General features: G+C 53.6%; 15 protein-coding genes and 1 tRNA gene. 9 read left to right on the top strand and 7 right to left on the bottom strand.

Annotated features, from left to right (window positions below; genetic code table 11):
* Positions 1–125: 125 nt before the first annotated feature.
* From ACR0M3_RS18985 to ACR0M3_RS19010, 6 genes are all read right to left on the bottom strand, one after another.
* Entirely contained in the window at positions 126–1,100 is a 975-nt protein-coding gene (locus ACR0M3_RS18985; protein WP_480912187.1) for a hypothetical protein, read from the bottom strand.
* A gap of 1 nt (position 1,101) precedes the next feature.
* The gene (locus tag ACR0M3_RS18990) at positions 1,102–2,970 is read right to left on the bottom strand and encodes a P-loop NTPase fold protein (RefSeq protein ID WP_480912190.1); all 1,869 of its coding nucleotides are present in this window, start codon (positions 2,968–2,970) and stop codon (positions 1,102–1,104) included.
* Between the two features lie 773 nt (positions 2,971–3,743).
* On the bottom strand, positions 3,744–4,772 hold the full coding sequence (locus tag ACR0M3_RS18995) for an ACP S-malonyltransferase (RefSeq protein ID WP_480488519.1): 1,029 nt from the start codon (positions 4,770–4,772) through the stop codon (positions 3,744–3,746).
* A 5-nt stretch (positions 4,773–4,777) separates the two neighbouring features.
* The gene (locus tag ACR0M3_RS19000; RefSeq protein WP_480912191.1) at positions 4,778–6,967 is read right to left on the bottom strand and encodes a dehydrogenase E1 component subunit alpha/beta; all 2,190 of its coding nucleotides are present in this window, start codon (positions 6,965–6,967) and stop codon (positions 4,778–4,780) included.
* 11 nt (positions 6,968–6,978) lie between these two features.
* Positions 6,979–8,181, bottom strand: coding sequence for an acyl-CoA dehydrogenase (locus ACR0M3_RS19005; protein ID WP_209508024.1), 1,203 nt, complete (start codon positions 8,179–8,181; stop codon positions 6,979–6,981).
* On the bottom strand, positions 8,178–9,350 hold the full coding sequence (locus ACR0M3_RS19010) for a pyridoxal phosphate-dependent aminotransferase (protein WP_480912193.1): 1,173 nt from the start codon (positions 9,348–9,350) through the stop codon (positions 8,178–8,180). The genes ACR0M3_RS19005 and ACR0M3_RS19010 overlap by 4 nt, the downstream gene beginning before the upstream one ends.
* 101 nt (positions 9,351–9,451) lie before the next feature.
* Between ACR0M3_RS19010 and ACR0M3_RS19015 the strand changes: the two genes are divergently transcribed.
* Positions 9,452–10,348, top strand: a complete 897-nt coding sequence (locus ACR0M3_RS19015; RefSeq protein ID WP_480912195.1) for a LysR substrate-binding domain-containing protein — start codon at positions 9,452–9,454, stop codon at positions 10,346–10,348.
* Positions 10,349–10,370: 22 nt separating this feature from the next.
* Here ACR0M3_RS19015 and ACR0M3_RS19020 read toward each other — a convergent pair whose 3' ends face one another.
* The gene (locus ACR0M3_RS19020) at positions 10,371–11,240 is read right to left on the bottom strand and encodes a hypothetical protein (protein WP_480484480.1); all 870 of its coding nucleotides are present in this window, start codon (positions 11,238–11,240) and stop codon (positions 10,371–10,373) included.
* A gap of 181 nt (positions 11,241–11,421) precedes the next feature.
* On the opposite strand from ACR0M3_RS19020, the gene ACR0M3_RS19025 reads away from it, so the two are divergent.
* From ACR0M3_RS19025 to ACR0M3_RS19060, 8 genes are all read left to right on the top strand, one after another.
* Positions 11,422–11,497: transfer RNA gene (locus tag ACR0M3_RS19025), tRNA-Thr, on the top strand.
* Between the two features lie 164 nt (positions 11,498–11,661).
* Positions 11,662–12,849, top strand: a complete 1,188-nt coding sequence (locus tag ACR0M3_RS19030; protein WP_480912197.1) for a tyrosine-type recombinase/integrase — start codon at positions 11,662–11,664, stop codon at positions 12,847–12,849.
* 8 nt (positions 12,850–12,857) lie between these two features.
* Complete coding sequence (locus ACR0M3_RS19035) at positions 12,858–13,703, top strand: hypothetical protein (protein ID WP_480912200.1); 846 nt, start codon at positions 12,858–12,860, stop codon at positions 13,701–13,703.
* Between the two features lie 80 nt (positions 13,704–13,783).
* Positions 13,784–13,993 (top strand): helix-turn-helix transcriptional regulator, encoded by a 210-nt coding sequence (locus tag ACR0M3_RS19040; protein WP_480912202.1) that lies wholly within the window; start codon positions 13,784–13,786, stop codon positions 13,991–13,993.
* Positions 13,986–14,411, top strand: a complete 426-nt coding sequence (locus ACR0M3_RS19045; protein ID WP_480912205.1) for a helix-turn-helix domain-containing protein — start codon at positions 13,986–13,988, stop codon at positions 14,409–14,411. The genes ACR0M3_RS19040 and ACR0M3_RS19045 overlap by 8 nt, the downstream gene beginning before the upstream one ends.
* A gap of 52 nt (positions 14,412–14,463) precedes the next feature.
* Positions 14,464–15,486: a site-specific integrase gene (locus ACR0M3_RS19050; protein WP_480912208.1), complete on the top strand. Its 1,023-nt coding sequence runs from the start codon at positions 14,464–14,466 to the stop codon at positions 15,484–15,486.
* Between the two features lie 59 nt (positions 15,487–15,545).
* Complete coding sequence (locus ACR0M3_RS19055; protein WP_480912210.1) at positions 15,546–16,988, top strand: class I SAM-dependent DNA methyltransferase; 1,443 nt, start codon at positions 15,546–15,548, stop codon at positions 16,986–16,988.
* Entirely contained in the window at positions 16,985–18,124 is a 1,140-nt protein-coding gene (locus tag ACR0M3_RS19060) for a restriction endonuclease subunit S (protein WP_480912211.1), read from the top strand. Before ACR0M3_RS19055 ends, ACR0M3_RS19060 begins: the two co-directional genes overlap by 4 nt.
* The last annotated feature ends 15 nt before the right edge of the window (positions 18,125–18,139 follow it).

An 18,139-nucleotide genomic window follows, 5' to 3' on the forward strand; every position in this document is an offset into this window, starting at 1 on the left:
GAAATTCGTCCGTCCGTTTCAGTCCCATAGTTCGTCTCCTTTGCTGCAATAAATGCTATCAAAGGAGCGGCAGCAAACCGCGACACGTCCAGACTCTTAATGCACCGAAGTGCCAACTCGCATCATCAGCGCGAGCGGTACTCCATACCCCGCAACGCTCGAACGACAACTCTTTCAATTGGCGAAAATCCACGAATGAGTTCACTCTGGAACACATTCAAACTTTCGGAAAGCTTAATTATCTCCATGTACCTTTCCAAGTTGCGATGGAGGCAATGATACTTTGCACCGTCGTAGGGCAAATTCATAATAACATACAAAGTTTCACCGTTGGGTCTTACGCCTCCAACCAATACGTCAAAGCTCTCACCTTCTGCTTGATGATGAGTTTCCTGCCAGGCACAATCGGTTTCGTGGACTTTCAAATCAAAATAAATTTGATCGAGTTCGCCCCAATCTACAGAGTTGGATTGATCCTGAGTGATCCTTTTCGAAGGGTCAATGCCCTTTGAAACCTTATAGAAGGTCTTGTCATCGTTAAGCGTTACTTGATCGTATGAAACGAGCAGTGGTTGCGAAGCCGGGTCAAGCGGCACATTTAAAAGGCGTTTCCTAACTTCATTGACAACAATTTCTACAAAGTCCCCCCAAGGGTTAATCTTCTCAATAACCTCAGCCCGCAATCGTTGCGCAATCGGGGAGGCCATGGCGAGACCCAGCTCTTGTTTGAGAACAGCCAGCTGGTCACTCTGAGTTATGTTTGATTGAATAAATTGATCGCGCTGTTCCCTGAGTTCGGTTGCCTGTATTCGTGTGCCTATTATAATCCATAGAAGCGCCAAAGAGGAAAAGAAACCCGCAAGAAAATCACCAATTTCGTTACCAGATCTCTCCCACATCTGCTTCCAGAGAAATACTAAGATCATTATGGCTATCAGCGCAATTGTGATAAGAATTCCGAAATAAACTCTTCGATCCATCCCTGATTGCCTAGAATAGAGCGCTCCTCGTGTCGCATTGTGGGCATTGAAGCAAAGCCCCAAGCAAATCCCAATAGTAACAAGTAAGAGCACCATCGGCGTCGTTAAAATGTTTTCCATATCAAGAAAATCGATCTGCCATGATAATATCGTTTATCTGCCTTCTGATGTAATTTGGCCTCTTGGACGAAACAAACTCTTCAACTTCGATGCCGTGATATCGCCTACTTTCGAGTATTGCTGCAACCTTTTGAAAGTGTCGCTCTGCGAACGATGGATGACCGTTATTGCCATAGTGTTCAAGGTAAGCCTCGGAGCCAAACTCGTCTACACAGTACTTGATTTCTCGTAGTTCGACATCCGAGATCAGGTAGTGATATTGTATCGCTCTGGATTCTGGCGACAAAGTTTCACGCACTGATGACCTTAAGGCAGTGTCATCGTACAACAAGTCCCCGAAGCAATCCTTCCAGTACCTTTCGCCAAGTGGAGTAACAGCGACTCTAGAATGCAGGGTAAGATCACGTGCCTCAACAGTTTCCATATCTTCGCACCAGATCAAGGCACATCTTTGTAGAAGCATCTTATTAAGTGTGGATACAATCAATTCGTTGGAGTACCCAAATCGCCGAAGGCAGCGATTGTAAAGCATCGAGAGTGTAGTCTGTGATGTGCTGCACAAGTACTCAAGGCAACGTAGCTTTAGAAGGTTGTGCTGAGGGTTTTCGTCGATGCGGTAAAGGTTATGAAACCACGTACTGTGCACGACTGGATTGCTCGAGCAAAGGAACATCTCTGCACGCTTACTTTGATGGAGGTCTGAAAATCTACCTCCAGAATTCAATTGCTTAGTGAAGCTATCAGAGGCCACACAATTAAAAAAGTTTGTGAGTGCTAATCGCATACTGAGACCCGAAGTAGCTTCAATGAGATTTGAGACTGCAGTACCGTCTTGTAGAAATGCTGCTTCTATATCTTTGAGCGTCTGAAGGTTTTGGTCTGATAGATTATGCGTCACGCGCAAGTCAGCCAGGCGCCGTTTTATAACCGTAGTAGCTGATGGCACGCAATGATCGGTTGATCTCACTAACTTCACGCCATAGTCGCATGACTTATAAGTAACTGGTCGCATCGGAATGAGTATCTTGCAGCGAATCACCGACGCTAGCTTTATCGACACGTCACTTATTTCTCGTTGAAACTTGGGTGGAATATGGTCGAAGTCATCAAAAATGAAATACGCCATCTTGTGTTTTTGTTTCTCACTCACAAGATACGCGATCTTGCAGATCTCATACCAGCAAAGCGCCTCAGCGTCTTCCTCAAACCGGGCAACTAACTCTTTTCTAGCCTGAATCACAAACCGTAGGAAATCTCGGCTTTCTTCGGACCGATCTGCTTCGTTCGGAAAAAGTGCGTCGCACTCTTGTGCGTAGTTGGAAAGAAAAGTAATGAGCCAAGTTCTTTGCTTTTTGACGATTGGGGTTTTCTCACACCAACTCCAGAAATCTGTTGCCTCTTCAAAAATGGAAAGCTTAGTATTTTTGTTTGACACCAGAGTAGCGGCTAAATGGCGCCAAAAAATCTGCTCGTCATCACGTGAGCTTTCAGTGTCATGCTGGGTCCAATCACGAAACGAGAAATGGAAAAACTCTGGAATTCGAAAAGCAATAGATTGCTTTGGCATTTTTTCAATTATATAGCTTAGAAAAGTTGACTTCCCACTCCCCCAGCCCCCAATCAACAGGCGAATTTCTCCCGTCTTGGCGTTGGAGTTTACACCATCGGGCTCCAAGAACGAAAGCAGTTCATTTTCGTATACCTTGGGCTCGATTCGTGTCGAGAATGACGTCTTTTCGTCTGAATGCTCTAAGACCGAATTCCATCGAAACCGTATGTTGGGTTGACATAGGGTGTAACCCTGTTCGTCTTGAGTTTTCGTTGGATCAAGAAATGTTTTCAAATGGTTGTGTAGTTCAAATGTTTGCATAGATGCACCAGTGCTAAGAAGTTCGACAGTTAACGGCAGGAAAAATGCTAACGCGATTCCTTTATTTCATTGACGTCGTCGTCGGTTTGGATCGGAAGAACTGTTCTAAGTATTCCCCAAGCCCAATTTCGGAAGACGCCACACATCTCGAAGCGTATGCGACATGTTTGGTTTTGTGAACCACGAGTTGCGTGTCAGCCTTGATGGCTTGGAAGGTTGCGCGTTTGCAGCGTCAAGATGCAATGTGATAGAAGTTGTTCCGTCCCTGCGGGTATCACTGGGGTAGCATTTGCGGCGTGCTTAAATGCTTCGGTGTGAGATGGGCCGAGGCGGCCTGCCATACGCGAAGGTCAAGTTTTTCAATCGGCTACGTTACTGGTTGATCACGCTTGAGACAGCCTGCGCGGATCAAAAGGCTAATTGAAAATCCTCGTGTCGGTGGTTCGATTCCGCCCCCGGGCACCATTTAAGCCAGAGAAATGAGTGCTGGATATCAAACGCTTAGCGTTCAATGTCTGGGCCTTTGGCTCGTCTGCAAGATGCTTGACCGAAAGTGTCCTGATTTGCGTGAAGATGCCATTTGACCCGGAGCATTCGACAGTAGTTGCCGTCTAAGGCCGAGCGCTCCGTCATCTTTTCCGGTTCCGGAATCGTGGAATTGAAATGCAGGGCGCTTGCTCGGGTGGGTCTGAACAGATGGTTCGGTGTACAGAGTGGAGCGGGTGCCCGCGATTGATCGGTTTGCGCCCGGCGAACCGCCAGGGAGTGCAAGATCAGGTCACACGTGTGCGTTGATCCTCGATCCCCATCGAGATTAACGAAGGTTCTTCGCGTTGGATGGTCTGAAAGCTTGCTTTGTCCTGCATCTTATCCCAATTGCTCAGGATCAGGCACTGCGCGACGGCTCCGCCCAGTGTGGTTCCCGGTCCAGTGACGATGAACATATCGGGTGCAAACTCTTTCGCGGCTTGTGATACGGCCTTTGTGAAATCATAGGTTTCGGTCACCTGATGACCCAAGGTGTAGTCCCAAAGCGCGTCCAGATCACAGGCGCCGGGCCACCAGATCTGACCGCGGCCATCTATCATGGGCAGATTGGGTTGTCGGAACAGATCTGCGGCAAGGCGGGTGCGACCGACTTCGGCAACTGGGCGTTGCAGGTGTGAATGAAACCCTGCGTGATTGGCCAGCCGCATCGGAAAGCGTTCCTGCACCACAGGCACCTTGTTTTCAAAGGCAGATAACCCAGCTTCATCCCCGGCCAGAACCAACATCCCGCCCAGATCAATTGACAGGGTGAGGGTCGCGCCAGTGCCGTCAATCTCAGCGACCAGAGCCAGCAGTTCGGCCTTGCGTGCCGGGTTCGGCTGCCAGTCGGCATCCATGAAAGGATAGATCAACTGGCCGCCTATCAGGCTCTGCTGCATGAGTGTTCCCATGGTGTTGACCACCTCGAACCCAGCCTCGGCGGTCAAGGCACCCCCGCAGGCCAGGGCCGAATACCAACCCATCGAGTTTCCGGTCACAGCCACCACGTCGACCTTTTCCGGATCAATGGCACGAAAATCGCCCAGCGTCGCGGAATAGATCAGGGCCGAGGCATTGTCTCCGCGCGTGTGCTTTGCCACGGAATACCGGGGCGCGCCGTCCAGTTCGCTTAGGGTTTCCTGACCCTGCGCGCGGCGCATGTCGTCGAAATGTGCCAGCAGGGCCTTGTCGGTAAAATGCCGGCCGAGAACCCCCAATTCGGGTTTGTTATAGGTGCCGCGTCCCGGACAGATGACAACAGCGGTTTGTTTCACAGACCTCATTTGCCCGTCTCCATCAGGGATCTTGCTGCGGCCTCGATGCTGTCTTTCGATGGCATGGTCGCGGCATAGGCCGGGCCGGTGGCGATAAAGCTGTCTTCGGCGGTAATACGGGCCATCGGCACATCAGTGGTTTCGTGGAAATGGGCCATCAGGGCCTCGGCCACGCCGCCGTGATGCCGGGTTTCATCGACGATCAATATCCGCTTGGCACCGCTTACGGCCCGGGTCAGCGCGTCTTTGGGCAGCGGCGACAACCAGCGCGTATCAATGATCCGGGTTTTTATCCCGTCGGCCTCCAGCGGTTTGCGCGCCTGATGGCTGAGGTAGACGCCATTGCCAAAGGTTACGATCGCCAGATCGTCGCCGTCGCCATCCACGCCAACCTCGCCGAAACCGATCCTTTCAGATGGGTCGGGGTAGGTGTGCATCCAGCCGGAGTCTCCGGCTTCGTGCAAGTCCCGCATCGGGTAGAGCGCGATGGGTTCCAGAAACACGACCAGCCGCTGTTCTTCACGCGCAAGGCGAACGCATTCACGCAGCATCCGCGCGGCGTCGGCACCGTTCGACGGGCAGGCCAGGATCAGCCCCGGAATGTCGCGCAATACAGCGACCGAGTTGTCATTGTGGAAATGTCCTCCAAAACCCTTTTGATACCCCAACCCGGCGATGCGCACGACCATCGGGTTGGTGTACTGACCGTTCGAGAAGAAGGGCAGGGTGGCCGCTTCTCCGCGCAACTGGTCTTCGGCGTTGTGAAGATAGGCCAGGAACTGGATTTCCGGCATGGGTGTAAACCCGTTTTGGGCCATCCCGATCGCAAGGCCCAGAATCGACTGTTCGTCCAGCAGCGTGTCGATCATCCGGTCGGGTCCGAAACGGGCCTGAAGCTTTTGCGTCACGCCATAGACACCGCCTTTGCGCCCGACATCTTCGCCCATCATCACGATCTCACCGTGTTCAAGCATCAGGTCGCTCAGGGCCCAGTTGATCAGGCGCGACATGATCTGGGGTTCAGCATGTGCTTTGAGGTCGCCGCCGAATACTTCAGCCCGATGTTCGGGTGTCGGGCCATTGGTCGGGGCGCAGGGGCGTGCGGGCGGGATCAGGCTGGCCATCACGTCACCCGCGGTTTTCAGGCGAGGGCGGGTAATCGCCTTGTCGGCGACGCGGGCGACGCGGTCGCAGGTGTCGGTGTATACCTTCAGGCCGTCATCCGGTTGCATCGCACCCGATTGTTCCAGCAGGCGGACGGAGTGCAGCAGGGGGTCGTTCGCCTCTTCGGCTTCGACCTCGGATTTTGGCATGTAGGTGGTGGGCATGTCCGCCCCGGCGTGGCCATACAGGCGCACCGTGCGGATGTGCAGAAATGCGGGTTTCTTACGGCTGCGGACATAGGCGGCGGCTTCTTGTGCGACACGGTAGGTTTCGAAAATATCGAGCCCGTCACACGTGAAATACTTCAGTCCCGGTCGATGAGAGAATGTTGCGGCAATCCAGCCTTGTGGTGTCTTGGTCGAAATTCCGATCCCGTTGTCCTCGCAGCAGAACAGCAGTGGCAGGGGAACCGACTGGTAAGACGTCCACTGCGCGGTGTTGAACGCGCCTTGCGCAGTGGAATGGTTGGCCGAAGCATCACCAAAGGAACAGTAGACGATGGCGTCGTCCGGTATTTCTGCATGTTCGGGTTTGTGACGGCGGGCTGCCCCGATTGCATAAGCCGCGCCGACAGCTTTGGGCAGGTGGCTGGCAATGGTCGAGGTCTGCGGCGGGATGCAAAGTGCTTTTGACCCCAACACCTTGTGCCGCCCACCGCTGATCGGATCATCAGAGGATGAAGCGAAGGACAACAGAATATCCCATGTCGGGCTCTGCCCCGGCACCTGATCGGACCGGGCGATCTGAAACGCGGCGTCGCGGTAGTGTAGAAAAGCAGGGTCTGTCGGGCGCAGGGCTGCCGCCACCGCGGCCATCCCCTCGTGACCAGAGGAGCCGATGGTATAGAACCCCTGACCGGCTTTCTGCATTGCCCGGCTTTGGCGGTCCAACGCGCGGCTGAGACATTGCGCGCGATATAGCCCGACCGCTTCGGACGCTGTCAGTGGGCCAGACGGCGTCGCGCCATCGGGAAAATCCCGTGCCGCAACCCGGCGCAGGAAATTGTCATGCACAATGGTTGCGCGATCCATATTTGTCGTCCTCAGGCGAAGGCTTGCAGGCCCGTTTGCGCGCGACCCAAGATCAAGGCATGAACATCATGCGTGCCTTCATAGGTGTTCACGGTTTCCAGATTCACCATGTGGCGGATCACGTGGAAATCCTGGCTGATGCCATTACCGCCGTGCATGTCACGTGCGTGGCGTGCGACCTCAAGTGCCTTGCCGCAATTGTTGCGCTTGATCAGGCTGATCATTTCCGGCGCTGCGCGGGCTTCGTCCATCAGACGACCCACGCGCAGAGCGGCCTGAAGGCCCAAGGCGATTTCCGTCTGCATGTTCGCAAGCTTCAGCTGGAACAGCTGCGTTTGCGCCAAAGGGCGACCGAACTGTTTTCGGTCCAGACCGTATTGCCGCGCGGCGTGCCAGCAGGCCTCGGCTGCGCCCATCGATCCCCAGGCGATACCGTATCGTGCGCGGTTCAGGCAGCCAAACGGCCCTTTCAGACCTTCGACACCCGGCAACAGAGCATCTTCCCCGACCTCGACATTGTTCATCACGATCTCACCCGTGATCGAGGCGCGCAGCGACAGTTTGCCTTCGATCTTCGGAGCTGAAAGACCGGGTGTGCCTTTTTCAAGAACGAAACCCTTGATCTTGCCGTCATGCGCGTCTGATTTGGCCCAGACAACAAACACGTCAGCAATGGGCGCGTTCGAGATCCACATCTTTGACCCGTTGAGGACATAGCCCCCATCGGTCTTTTTCGCGACGGTTTTCATGCCGCCGGGGTCCGAACCCGCATCGGGCTCGGTCAGCCCAAAGCAGCCAATAGACTCACCGCTGGCCAGTTTCGGAAGGTATTTCCGGCGCTGTTCATCCGTTCCGTAGGCATAGATCGGGTACATGACGAGGCTGGACTGCACCGACATCATCGAGCGGTAACCGCTGTCGACCCGTTCCACTTCGCGTGCGACCAGACCGTAAGTGACATAGCTGGCTCCGATGCCGCCGAATTCTTCGGGGATAGTCGTGCCCAGAAGGCCCATTTGGCCCATCTCGCGAAAGATTTCGGGGTCTGTTTCTTCATTGGCGAAAGCCTGGGTCACACGGGGCAACAGTTTGTCCTGCGCGTAGGCGTTGGCTGCATCGCGCACCATGCGTTCGTCTTCGGCCAACTGGTCTTCCAGCAGAAAAGGGTCATCCCAAGTGAAAGGGCCAAGCTGGGGGCGGGATTGTGGTTTCATGAGAGTTTCCTTTCTGCAGCGGCTTTGAGACGTGCAAGCCCCGCTGCAATTGTATCTTGGGCATAAGCAAAGCTCAGGCGAAAATGTCCGGGCAACCCGAAGGCGCGACCGGGAACCAGAGCGACACCGGCATCTTCCAACAACCAGGTGCAGAAGTCAGCGTCATTTTTGAACGGTCCACCCCGATCCTCAAGCAGTCCGGCGCAGGAAGGAAAGGCGTAGAACGCCCCGTCGGGAGCCGCGCAGCGCAACCCCGGAACCGTGTTCAACCCTGCAACCACCAGATCACGGCGTTCGGAAAAAATGACCCGGCGTTCTTCCAACAGGTCCGGGCTGCCGGTCAGCGCAGCAAGCGAGGCCCATTGTGCAATCGAACAGGCACCCGATGTAACCTGCCCCTGAACGGCCACCATTGCCTTGATCAACTCGACCGGCCCGATCCCCCAGCCGATGCGCCATCCGGTCATGGACCATGCTTTGGCGACACCGTCGACGATCAACAGACGGTCGGCAAGGTCAGGGGCCGCCTCGGCCACTGAAACAAACGGAGTAAAGCTGAGATGGCGATAAATCTCATCCGCAAGAACCCAGACCTGTGGATGCCGGGACAGAACAGATGCGAGGGCGGCGATCTCATCCTGTGTATAGATTGCCCCCGACGGGTTCGACGGCGTGTTGAGCATCAGCCAGCGCGTGCGCGATGTGATTGCGGCCTCTAACTGTTCCGGCAGAAGCTTGAACCCCTGATCCATCGGGCAAGGCAGAATGACGGGCGTTCCACGCGCCATCCGCACTATGTCAGAATAGCTGGTCCAGTAGGGCGCGGGCATGATGACCTCGTCGCCGGGGTTCAGGCTGGCCAGCATCGCATTGGCAATCACCTGCTTGGCACCGGTGGACACAATGACCTGAGCCACTTCGGCTTTGGCCTGCCGGGCAACTTCGGCGCGCAGGTCGGGCACCCCGGCCGTCGGCGGGTATTTCGTCTTGCCGTCCAGCGCTGCCGCGTGGGCAGCTTCGACCACATGGGGCGGGGTCGGCAGGTCAGGTTCACCGGTCGACAGCGCCAGAACATCGCGCCCTTCCGAACGCAAGCGTGCGGCGGCCTCGGAAATCTGCACGATTTCGGACAATTCGATACCGTTTAGTCGGTTTGCGCGATGGAACACTGTTTATCTTCCTCTGAAGGTGACTGAGGTTCTATCTACAAAGTAACTTGATAAAAATACGCTGTTTTGTATCGTTTCTGTGACTAAAACTCATAAGTGATATGCCCAGAATCAACTCCCTCCCGTCTTTTGCCCTCATGCGCAGCTTCGAGGCTGCCGCACGCCACGAAAGCTATACCATGGCAGCAGAAGAGCTTGGTGTGACGCAGGGCGCGGTTAGCCGTCAGGTGCGTGAACTTGAGGCTGCGCTGGGGGTGACGTTGTTTCGCCGGGTCGGACGTGCCGTTCGCTTGTCGAAAGCGGGTCGCGCTTTGTTTGAAGAACTTGCCGGAGACCTTGAGCGGCTGAACGGTACGATCAATCGTGCGATCGCGGCCGGTGACGGTGCGTCGTTGCTGTCCTTGGCGGTCCTGCCCACCTTTGCGACACGGTGGCTGGTGCCAAGACTGCCGGATTTCAAGCACCTGCATCCGGGGATCGAACTGGATTTGCATTCCTACACGACACCGTTCAGCCTGGAAGAGCGGCGCGTGGACCTTGCCATTCACTTCGGGCACGAAGATTGGCCTGGTGCGCGGCTACGCAAGCTATTCCCGGAAAAACTTGTCGTGGCAGCTGCGCCCGTGTTGTTGGGCGCCCAACGGCCTTTCGAGGAACAGCATGTGTTCGATCTGCCGCTGTTGCATCTGACCTCACGGCCCGGGCTATGGTCCGAGTATCATGCAAGCCTTGGGCTTGACGCCAGGGCGGTTTTTCCAGGGATGCGCTTTGATCAGTTCTCGATGCTGATCGAAGGCGCAGTTGCAGGGCTTGGGGCTGCGATTTTGCCGTCCTACCTGATCGAGGCTGAGTTGGCGTCGGGCACGCTGGTCCAGACCGGGCAATTGGTGAATGCCTCGGGCAGCGCATATTTCATTGCAACGCCGACCGGGCAGAGGAACGAAGCCGTACAAGCATTTGCGGACTGGATCATCCGGCAAACGAAAAGGCATTTGTAAGGGTGCGGGCGCGACAGAAGGGTTACAGCATCCGGATGCCCTGCATGGTCTGGATGATTGCCAGATCCTGCTCGTAAAGCTCTGTAAATGCGTCAACGATGTCTGCGTTCCAGCCGGGCAGATCAAGTTCTTCTTCGACCTCATCGGGCCGGGCATAGTCCTCCAAAACCCGCGCAAGGTCTTCGCGTTGAGCGTCCTTGTCGAGGCCGACGCCGCCCCGCACGATGTCCAGAACATGCTGTTGACCGGTTTCAGTCAGAAGCGACGACAGCAACGCATATTCATCCACCAGAGGAGCGTCACCGGGCAGGCCCGCCATTGCGCGCGTGATATCCCCCAGAATCAGTGGCAAATGTTCGTTCTTCCACAAAGTGAGCTGCACCTGAGGTGCAAGATCGCGCAGATCTTCGATCATACTCAACCAGCTCAGGCAACTCAGATCGGTGCTGGTCAGAATCTCCTGCCGGTGATCTTCATGGATCGACATAAGGACCTTGGGTATGAAAAAACCGGGGTTCACCAGACCGACAAATATTTCGACCTGAGCATCGTCCAGCAAGGTCTGCACATAGGCTGTCCGCTGCCCGGCAAAAGGGTAAATCTGTCCATGTTGCAGGGCAGAGCGTGTTGGGCCAAAGAACTTGTCGTTCGAGAGGATGACACGATCAACATTTGGATCATCCGGAAGAAGGGCGTGCAGCCCGTCCTGTGTTTCTGCATCAGACAAATCCTGAGCAAGGGCATCAGACAGAACCTTGACAAACTGACGTCCGCCGCGCGGTCCCAAGATCACAGCACGGCAATCCGCCAAGGCCTGCTTGTTTGCCGAAAGCGAGGACAGCACTTGCCCTTCATCGGCGAAAGCGGCCCCGGCATGGATTACTACCTGCATCTTTTGTCCTTTTACCCTCAGGGGCTGTGTCCATCCCATTCCATGTCTTTGCGTCGCGTGAAAATCTGCAACGAACCAACCGTGCGGTTTCTGCACTTTCTCAGGAAATCGGGCAATCCCCAAGTTTGAGTTAAAAATGAGGGTTGCAGTCCTCTGTCGGACGAAGTAATCGACTGCCAGTGCCCCTATAGCTCAGCTGGTAGAGCAACTGATTTGTAATCAGTAGGTCCGCGGTTCGAGTCCGTGTGGGGGCACCACTTTCCAATTCACTACAATCCAAAGACATCCAAATATCCCTGTGATATATGTGGTTTGGCGATGTTCTTTGTCCGATACCGTCTAATGGCGTTCGGTGAGATGCCCCCAGTTTGGGGGGCTTTTTGGGGGCTTCGTCAATTTGGTGAAAAGACGAGGCCCCCAGATGCCACTTAGCGACGTTCAGATTCGAAATCTAAAGCCCAGAGGAAAACCATATAAGGTTTCGGACTTTGAGGGGCTTTATCTTCTCGTGACCCCTGCCGGTTCAAAGCTTTGGAATGTCAAATATCGGCTGCATGGAAAAGAGAAAAAATTGTCGCTGGGTGCGTATCCATCTGTCTCATTGGCGCAGGCGAGAATGCTCAAAGAAGAAGCCCGCGCCAAGATTGCTCAGGGCTATGATCCATCTGAGGCAAAACAGGCAGCCAAGCGCGAAACCCGAGAAGCGCAGAGCCACACTTTTGAGAAAATTGGCGATGCTTTTCTGGAGAAACAGCGCAAAGAGGGCAAAACTAAAGCCACCCTCGATAAAACAATCTATCATTTAAAGCTCGCGAACTCGGACTTTGGGCGTAAGCCTATTACCGAAATCACCGCACCAATGATCCTTGCATGTCTTCGAAAAGTCGAAGCCAAAGGCAACTATGAAACGGCTCATCGGTTGCGCGCGCGGATTGGGTCTGTGTTTCGGTTTGCTGTTGCCAGTGGGGTGGCCGAAACAGACCCCACCTATGCGCTTAAAGATGCGTTGATACGTCCAAACCGGCAACACCGTGCTGCAATCACTGATCCAGTTAAACTTGGGGCGCTCATGGTAGCTATTGACGGGTTTGACGGGCAAGCTACCACGCGAATAGCGCTGCAATTGCTCGCTATGTTGGCCCAAAGGCCGGGAGAGATCCGACAGGCAAAATGGCAGGAGATCGATTTTGAGAGTAGAATTTGGTCGATCCCTGCGGCCAAAATGAAGATGCGCCGCGATCACAACGTGCCGTTGCCCAATCAAGCCATAGAGCTCTTGTCGGAACTGCGTGGGATTTCGGGCGATGCTGAATACCTCTTTCCCTCGTTGCGTTCGTGGCATCGCCCTATGTCGGATAACACATTGAACGCTGCCTTGCGTCGCATGGGCTATTCCGGTGAAGAAATGACCGCTCATGGGTTTCGTGCGAGTTTTTCGACTCTGGCGAATGAAAGCGGGCTTTGGAACGCGGACGCAATCGAAGCGGCTCTGGCGCATATCGAGCGCAATGAAGTCCGCAAGGCTTACAATCGAGGAAAATACTGGGATGAACGTGTAAGGCTTGCGGATTGGTGGGCAACGCTGTTGGATAGTATCAGACCAACCTGAGCATTGATTTGAAGAAAATTTATAAACTTAAACACTGGTATTCCATTGAGGACGCGGCGAGCAGGCTTTCTCTGACGCTTGGCGAAGAAGTGAATTCAGCTGAGGTTTTGGAGCTCGCTCTTGATGGCCACATTCACCTTTATTGGTTCATGCGGCACGTTTCTGCCCAAGAAGTAGTAAATCAAACCCGCTCGGTTTGGGTGTCGCCCGATAAGGATAACAAAATCTTTGGGCTCGCGGCAGAGGGTCAAGATACCGTGGAAATCAAGTTTTCGGACTTTTTTCCACTAGAGGGTCGGACTAGCATTTCCTTTTTGGATGGGCCGCATCGTTTAAGGCTAGACCTTTGCGGTGCATTGGAGGATTACCTTCGGGCGTTCTTGACTAAAACCGGGGGAGAGTTGACGTCGATAGATGGTTTTTTTGTAGAAGACGACAATGGTCGTGTGTTTCAAGTTCTTGAAGCTTTTGGTGGATCATATTTAAAGGAAATGTACCCGGAAGAACGGGTGAGTTTCCATGACGTGCGTGGATACTATCCTTCCGTGGATTGGCCAGCCTTTTCGGAGCTGGGTTTCACAAAGCATGAATTGGAGAGCTTTGAGAGTGCGCTTCAAAACAATGATGAAAAAGTGGTTGCTAGCCGAGAACGCCAAACGTTGTACAAAATGTTAATTGCAATGGCCGTGGACGGCTATGGCTACGACCTAACAGCTTCAAGAAGTCCATTCGCTAAGGAGCTTGAAGGAATTTTGGACCGGCTTGGCCTACCAGTCAGCGATGATACAATTCGCCAAAAACTCAAGGAAGCTTCGGAACTGTTAGACCAAAACGCCGGAAAACAACCTAATTAGGTTTCACCCAATCCTAATTCGGCCAGTTCCATGCTCGACCAAGATAGACCTGTTCCATCTTCAACAAACGAGATGGAACAATGTCTGATATTGGCAATTTCCCCCTTACGGGGTTCGTGAGACTTTCCCAAATCCTGGCGCCCGCTGGCCCGATCCCTGTTTCCAAATCGACATGGTGGCAAGGCGTAAAAGACGGACGTTTTCCGCGGCCTCAAAAGCTTGGACCGCGCACGACAGTTTGGAAAGTAGAGGAAATTCGAGCGCTCTTTGAGGATGGGGACAATGGGTAAGCGCGCCAACCCGATGGCGGTAAAGGCAGCACTTACATACGACATCAATGAGGCTGCAGCAGCCTTGGGGAAAACACCCGCAACTATTCGAAGTTGGATCAAAGACGGCCTTCCCGTCATGAGTTCTCGCAAGCCTTACCTTATTTCCGGTGAGGCAATCCGTTTCTACCTTCGGGCAAAATACAAGGCCGCCAAGCGGCCACTTGGGTCGAGCGACTTCTTCTGTCCGGGATGTAGAGATGCCCGCCAGCCTGTCGGAATGACTGCAACGGTTTGGCCGGTGCAAAATCGAACCATCCTTCTAAAAGGGGTTTGCACCAAATGTGGCTGCACCTGCACCCGCATGATCTCCAAGTCGCGGCTTGGGGAATTCGCTCAACTGTTCCAGTTGTCGAACAAGGCAGACAGCGAACCCTAAGTGACACCGCCTCCACCCCCTCAAACTTTCACAATCTCTAAGGAGCAACCACATGAGGAAATTCAACGAGGAAAATGAGCGGATCAAACGCCGCTACTTGCAATATCTTAAGGCCGCTAAGCGGAAGGACGCGGGAACGGTTCTCAAAGCGGCTGAAGCAATTTTGCGGTTTGAAGCCAGTACGAACTACGCAAACTTCAAACGGTTTCACATTGAGCAGGCGATCAAGTTTCACGACCGTATCAATGCTGAAATCAGCAAGGCGACCGGCAAGCCCCTTTCAAAGTCGACAATTGCCTCGGTACTGGCTGCAAACAAGGCGTTCATTTTTTGGCTGGCCGATCAACCCGGTTACAAGAGCCGTATCCGCCATTCTGATGCGGACTATTTCAACATGGACGCAAAAGGCCAACGAGTGGCCAGGGCCACGCGAGAAACGCCATATCCTTCCATGGAGATGGCCCGCCACGCCTTCAACTATATGCCGGAGGCCACAGATGTTGAACAACGCAACAAGGCTCTTTTTGCGTTTCTAATGCTCACTGGCGCGCGCGACGGGGCGGTTGCGTCTTTGCGGCTCAAACACATCAACATGATCGATGGGTGTGTTTATCAGGATGCGCGTGAGGTCAGAACAAAGAACTCCAAGACCTTCACGACATACTTTTTGCCGGTGGATGCGGCGTTTCAGGCCTGTTTTGACCAGTGGGTGAGCTATCTGAAACAGGAAAAGCTGTTTGGCCCAGATGATCCGCTGTTTCCACCTGCGGAGATCAAACCGGTTGATGGTGAATTCAAAGTGGTGGGCCTTAAGCGAGAAATCTACAAGAACGCCAATGCCATTCGCGCGGTCATCAAAGAGGCCTTTGTGCGGGCCGATTTGCCGCCCTTTACACCCCATGCGTTTCGCAAAACCTTGGTGAAATGGGCCGACACTACCTACCCAACCCGCGAGGCCTTCAAGGCATTTTCTCAGAATATCGGCCATTCCAATGTTGTCACAACAATAAGCGCGTATTGTCCGGTCGGCATTGAGCGTCAGGCAGAGTTGATTAAAGCGGCAAGATCTGTCTGACAGACGTTGTTTCCCACGCCGTCACGGCATAGCTTGGCCGAAAAATCAAAGGACCGCCCGTGTTTGAAAACGCCTTCAACAGCATCGACAAAGAGCTCCGTAACGAAGAGGGGCTTGCGTCTGAGCTGGACTACGCCGAACAGACCTCATGGATTCTATTTTTGAAATACCTTGATGACATGGAACAAGAGCGCCTGGATGAGGCCGAGCTGGAAGGTAGGGAGTATGCCCCAACGTTACCAACCGCGATGCGCTGGAACACATGGGCTTCGAGCAAGAATGACGATGGCGCGGGCCGGAAGGATGTTCTCACCGGCGAAGACCTGATTGCCTTTGTGAATACTGAGCTGTTCCCGACGCTCAAGAAGTACCGCGAGAACGCGCCTAGTCCTGACACTATCGAATACAAGATCGGCGAGATATTCTCTGAACTCACCAACAAGTTTCGCTCCGGTTATTCCTTGCGCGACGTGTTGGACATTGTTGATGGGCTTGAATTTGGCACCCAAGAGGCCAAGCACGAGCTGTCCGACCTTTACGAGTCGCGCATCAAACGTATGGGCAATGCAGGGCGTAATGGCGGGGAATATTACACGCCACGTCCTTTGATCCGCGCGATGATCAAGGTCATCGACCCAAAGATTGGTGAGACCATCTATGACGGTGCCTGTGGCTCCGCGGGCTTCCTTTGCGAAGCTTATGAACACCTGCTGACGCCCGACATTTCCGCTACCGATTTCAATACGCTCCAGACCAAGACCTTCTATGGGCAGGAAAAGAAATCACTCGCCTATGTCATCGCCATCATGAACATGATCCTGCATGGCATTACCGCCCCTAATATCCGGCGCACCAATACGCTCAACGAAAACGTCATGGATATTCAGGAGAAAGACCGCCACGACATAATCCTTGCCAATCCGCCTTTTGGGTCGGGCGAACGCGCCGAGGTGCAGCAGAACTTTCCGATCAAATCAGGCGAGATGGCCTATTTGTTCATTCAGCATTTCATTCGAAAGCTGAAAGCAGGCGGGCGCGCGGCTGTGGTGATCAAGAACACCTTTCTCAGCAATGGCGATGCCGCCGCATTGCGCCGCGAATTGCTGGAAACCTGTAACCTGCACACGGTGCTGGATTGCCCCGCTAAAGTGTTTCAGGGCGCAGGTGTAAAAACCGTGGTGCTGTTCTTTGAAAAGGGCCGTAAGACTCAAAAGACGTGGTACTACGCGCTTGATCCGGAAAGGTCTTTGGGCAAGTCATTCCCCCTGCGCGATGATGAGCTGGCCGAATTTGTGGAGCTGCAGAAGACCGAGGCTGATAGTGCAAAAAGCTGGACTGTCGAGCGCGGCGACATTGACGAAGAGACCATGGATATGTCGGTCAAAAACCCGTTTGTGCCCGAGGAAGCCCCGCTACGCGCGCCTGCGGAGATTATCGACGATATGTTGGCGCGGGATGTCGAGACCACCCAGATACTGGCGCAGATCAGGGGCTTGCTGTGAAGGCGGGTTGGGAGGTCAAGCCGCTAGAGAGGTGTATAGAACCTTTCAAAATATCTGGCAAAATACCCAGAAAGAAATTTGAGGCAGACGGGCCTTTCCCGATTGTTTCGCAAGAAGCGGACTACATTAACGGCTATTGGTCAAGCCGCGCCGAGTTAAACCGGATTGCGAAGCCAGTGGTTATCTTTGGCGATCACACGCAAGTCATAAAGTACATTGATTTCGATTTTGTAGTTGGGGCCGACGGCGTCAAAATTCTTCAACCCGTTGAAAAACTGAATGCAAGATTTTTGGCTTACTTCTTGGAAGGCAACCCGATACCTAGTCTCGGCTATGCCCGTCATTTTCGCCACATCAAGGGTCTCGAAATTCCAATCCCCCCTCTCGAAGAGCAAAAACGGATTGTGGCGGTTTTGGATGAGGCGTTTGAAGGGCTGATCCGCGCCAAAGAGAACGCCGAAGCTAATCTACAAAACGCGCGGGAGTTGTTTGAAAACGCCGAATTGGAAATCTTCCGCAAGCATACGAGTGATGTTCCCTCGACGACTTTGGGCAGTCACGCAGATTTTCGAAACGGCCTCAATTTCTCGAAAAGCAGTGTAGGGCAAACGGTGAAAATCGTAGGCGTGGGTGACTTTCAAGACAATTTTTGGATGCCCTTGGAGCAGTTGAAGACTGTTGCTATTGAGGGAGAGCTTTCGGAGCAGGATAGTATCCAAACTGGTGACATCCTTGCGGTCCGCTCAAATGGGAACAAGGAGCTAATCGGGCGCGTTATGCTCGCGGGATCTGTTACGGAACCTACGTCATTTTCCGGTTTTACTATCCGAATTCGTATCACTGACAAACACACTTTGCCTGAGTTTATTTGTTACTTCATGAAAACCAAGGCCATGCGAAAACTGCTGGCAGCGGGAGGCGATGGAGCCAACATTAGCAATCTTAACCAGAAGCTTCTAAGTGGCCTGTCTTTGCGAGTTCCGAGTAAATCAGTGCAAAGGGCTGTGATTGAAGAAGCAAAAAACCTAAAAGGTTCATTTGATGAATTGACCGCAAGCTACCTAACCAAACTCCAAGACATCGCAGACCTGCGTCAATCTCTCTTGCAAAAGGCCTTTGCGGGGGATCTGACATAGGGCTAAGCTCGCCTC

It is taken from the genome of Ruegeria sp. O5, assembly GCF_056535105.1.

Coding starts and splice junctions, on each gene's coding strand:
- ACR0M3_RS18985 (WP_480912187.1), bottom strand. CDS start 1,100: ATGGAAAACATTTTAACGACGCCGATGGTGCTCTTACTTGTTACTATT.
- ACR0M3_RS18990 (WP_480912190.1), bottom strand. CDS start 2,970: ATGCAAACATTTGAACTACACAACCATTTGAAAACATTTCTTGATCCA.
- ACR0M3_RS19000 (WP_480912191.1), bottom strand. CDS start 6,967: ATGGATCGCGCAACCATTGTGCATGACAATTTCCTGCGCCGGGTTGCG.
- ACR0M3_RS19005 (WP_209508024.1), bottom strand. CDS start 8,181: ATGAAACCACAATCCCGCCCCCAGCTTGGCCCTTTCACTTGGGATGAC.
- ACR0M3_RS19015 (WP_480912195.1), top strand. CDS start 9,452: ATGCCCAGAATCAACTCCCTCCCGTCTTTTGCCCTCATGCGCAGCTTC.
- ACR0M3_RS19020 (WP_480484480.1), bottom strand. CDS start 11,240: ATGCAGGTAGTAATCCATGCCGGGGCCGCTTTCGCCGATGAAGGGCAA.
- ACR0M3_RS19030 (WP_480912197.1), top strand. CDS start 11,662: ATGCCACTTAGCGACGTTCAGATTCGAAATCTAAAGCCCAGAGGAAAA.
- ACR0M3_RS19040 (WP_480912202.1), top strand. CDS start 13,784: ATGTCTGATATTGGCAATTTCCCCCTTACGGGGTTCGTGAGACTTTCC.
- ACR0M3_RS19045 (WP_480912205.1), top strand. CDS start 13,986: ATGGGTAAGCGCGCCAACCCGATGGCGGTAAAGGCAGCACTTACATAC.
- ACR0M3_RS19050 (WP_480912208.1), top strand. CDS start 14,464: ATGAGGAAATTCAACGAGGAAAATGAGCGGATCAAACGCCGCTACTTG.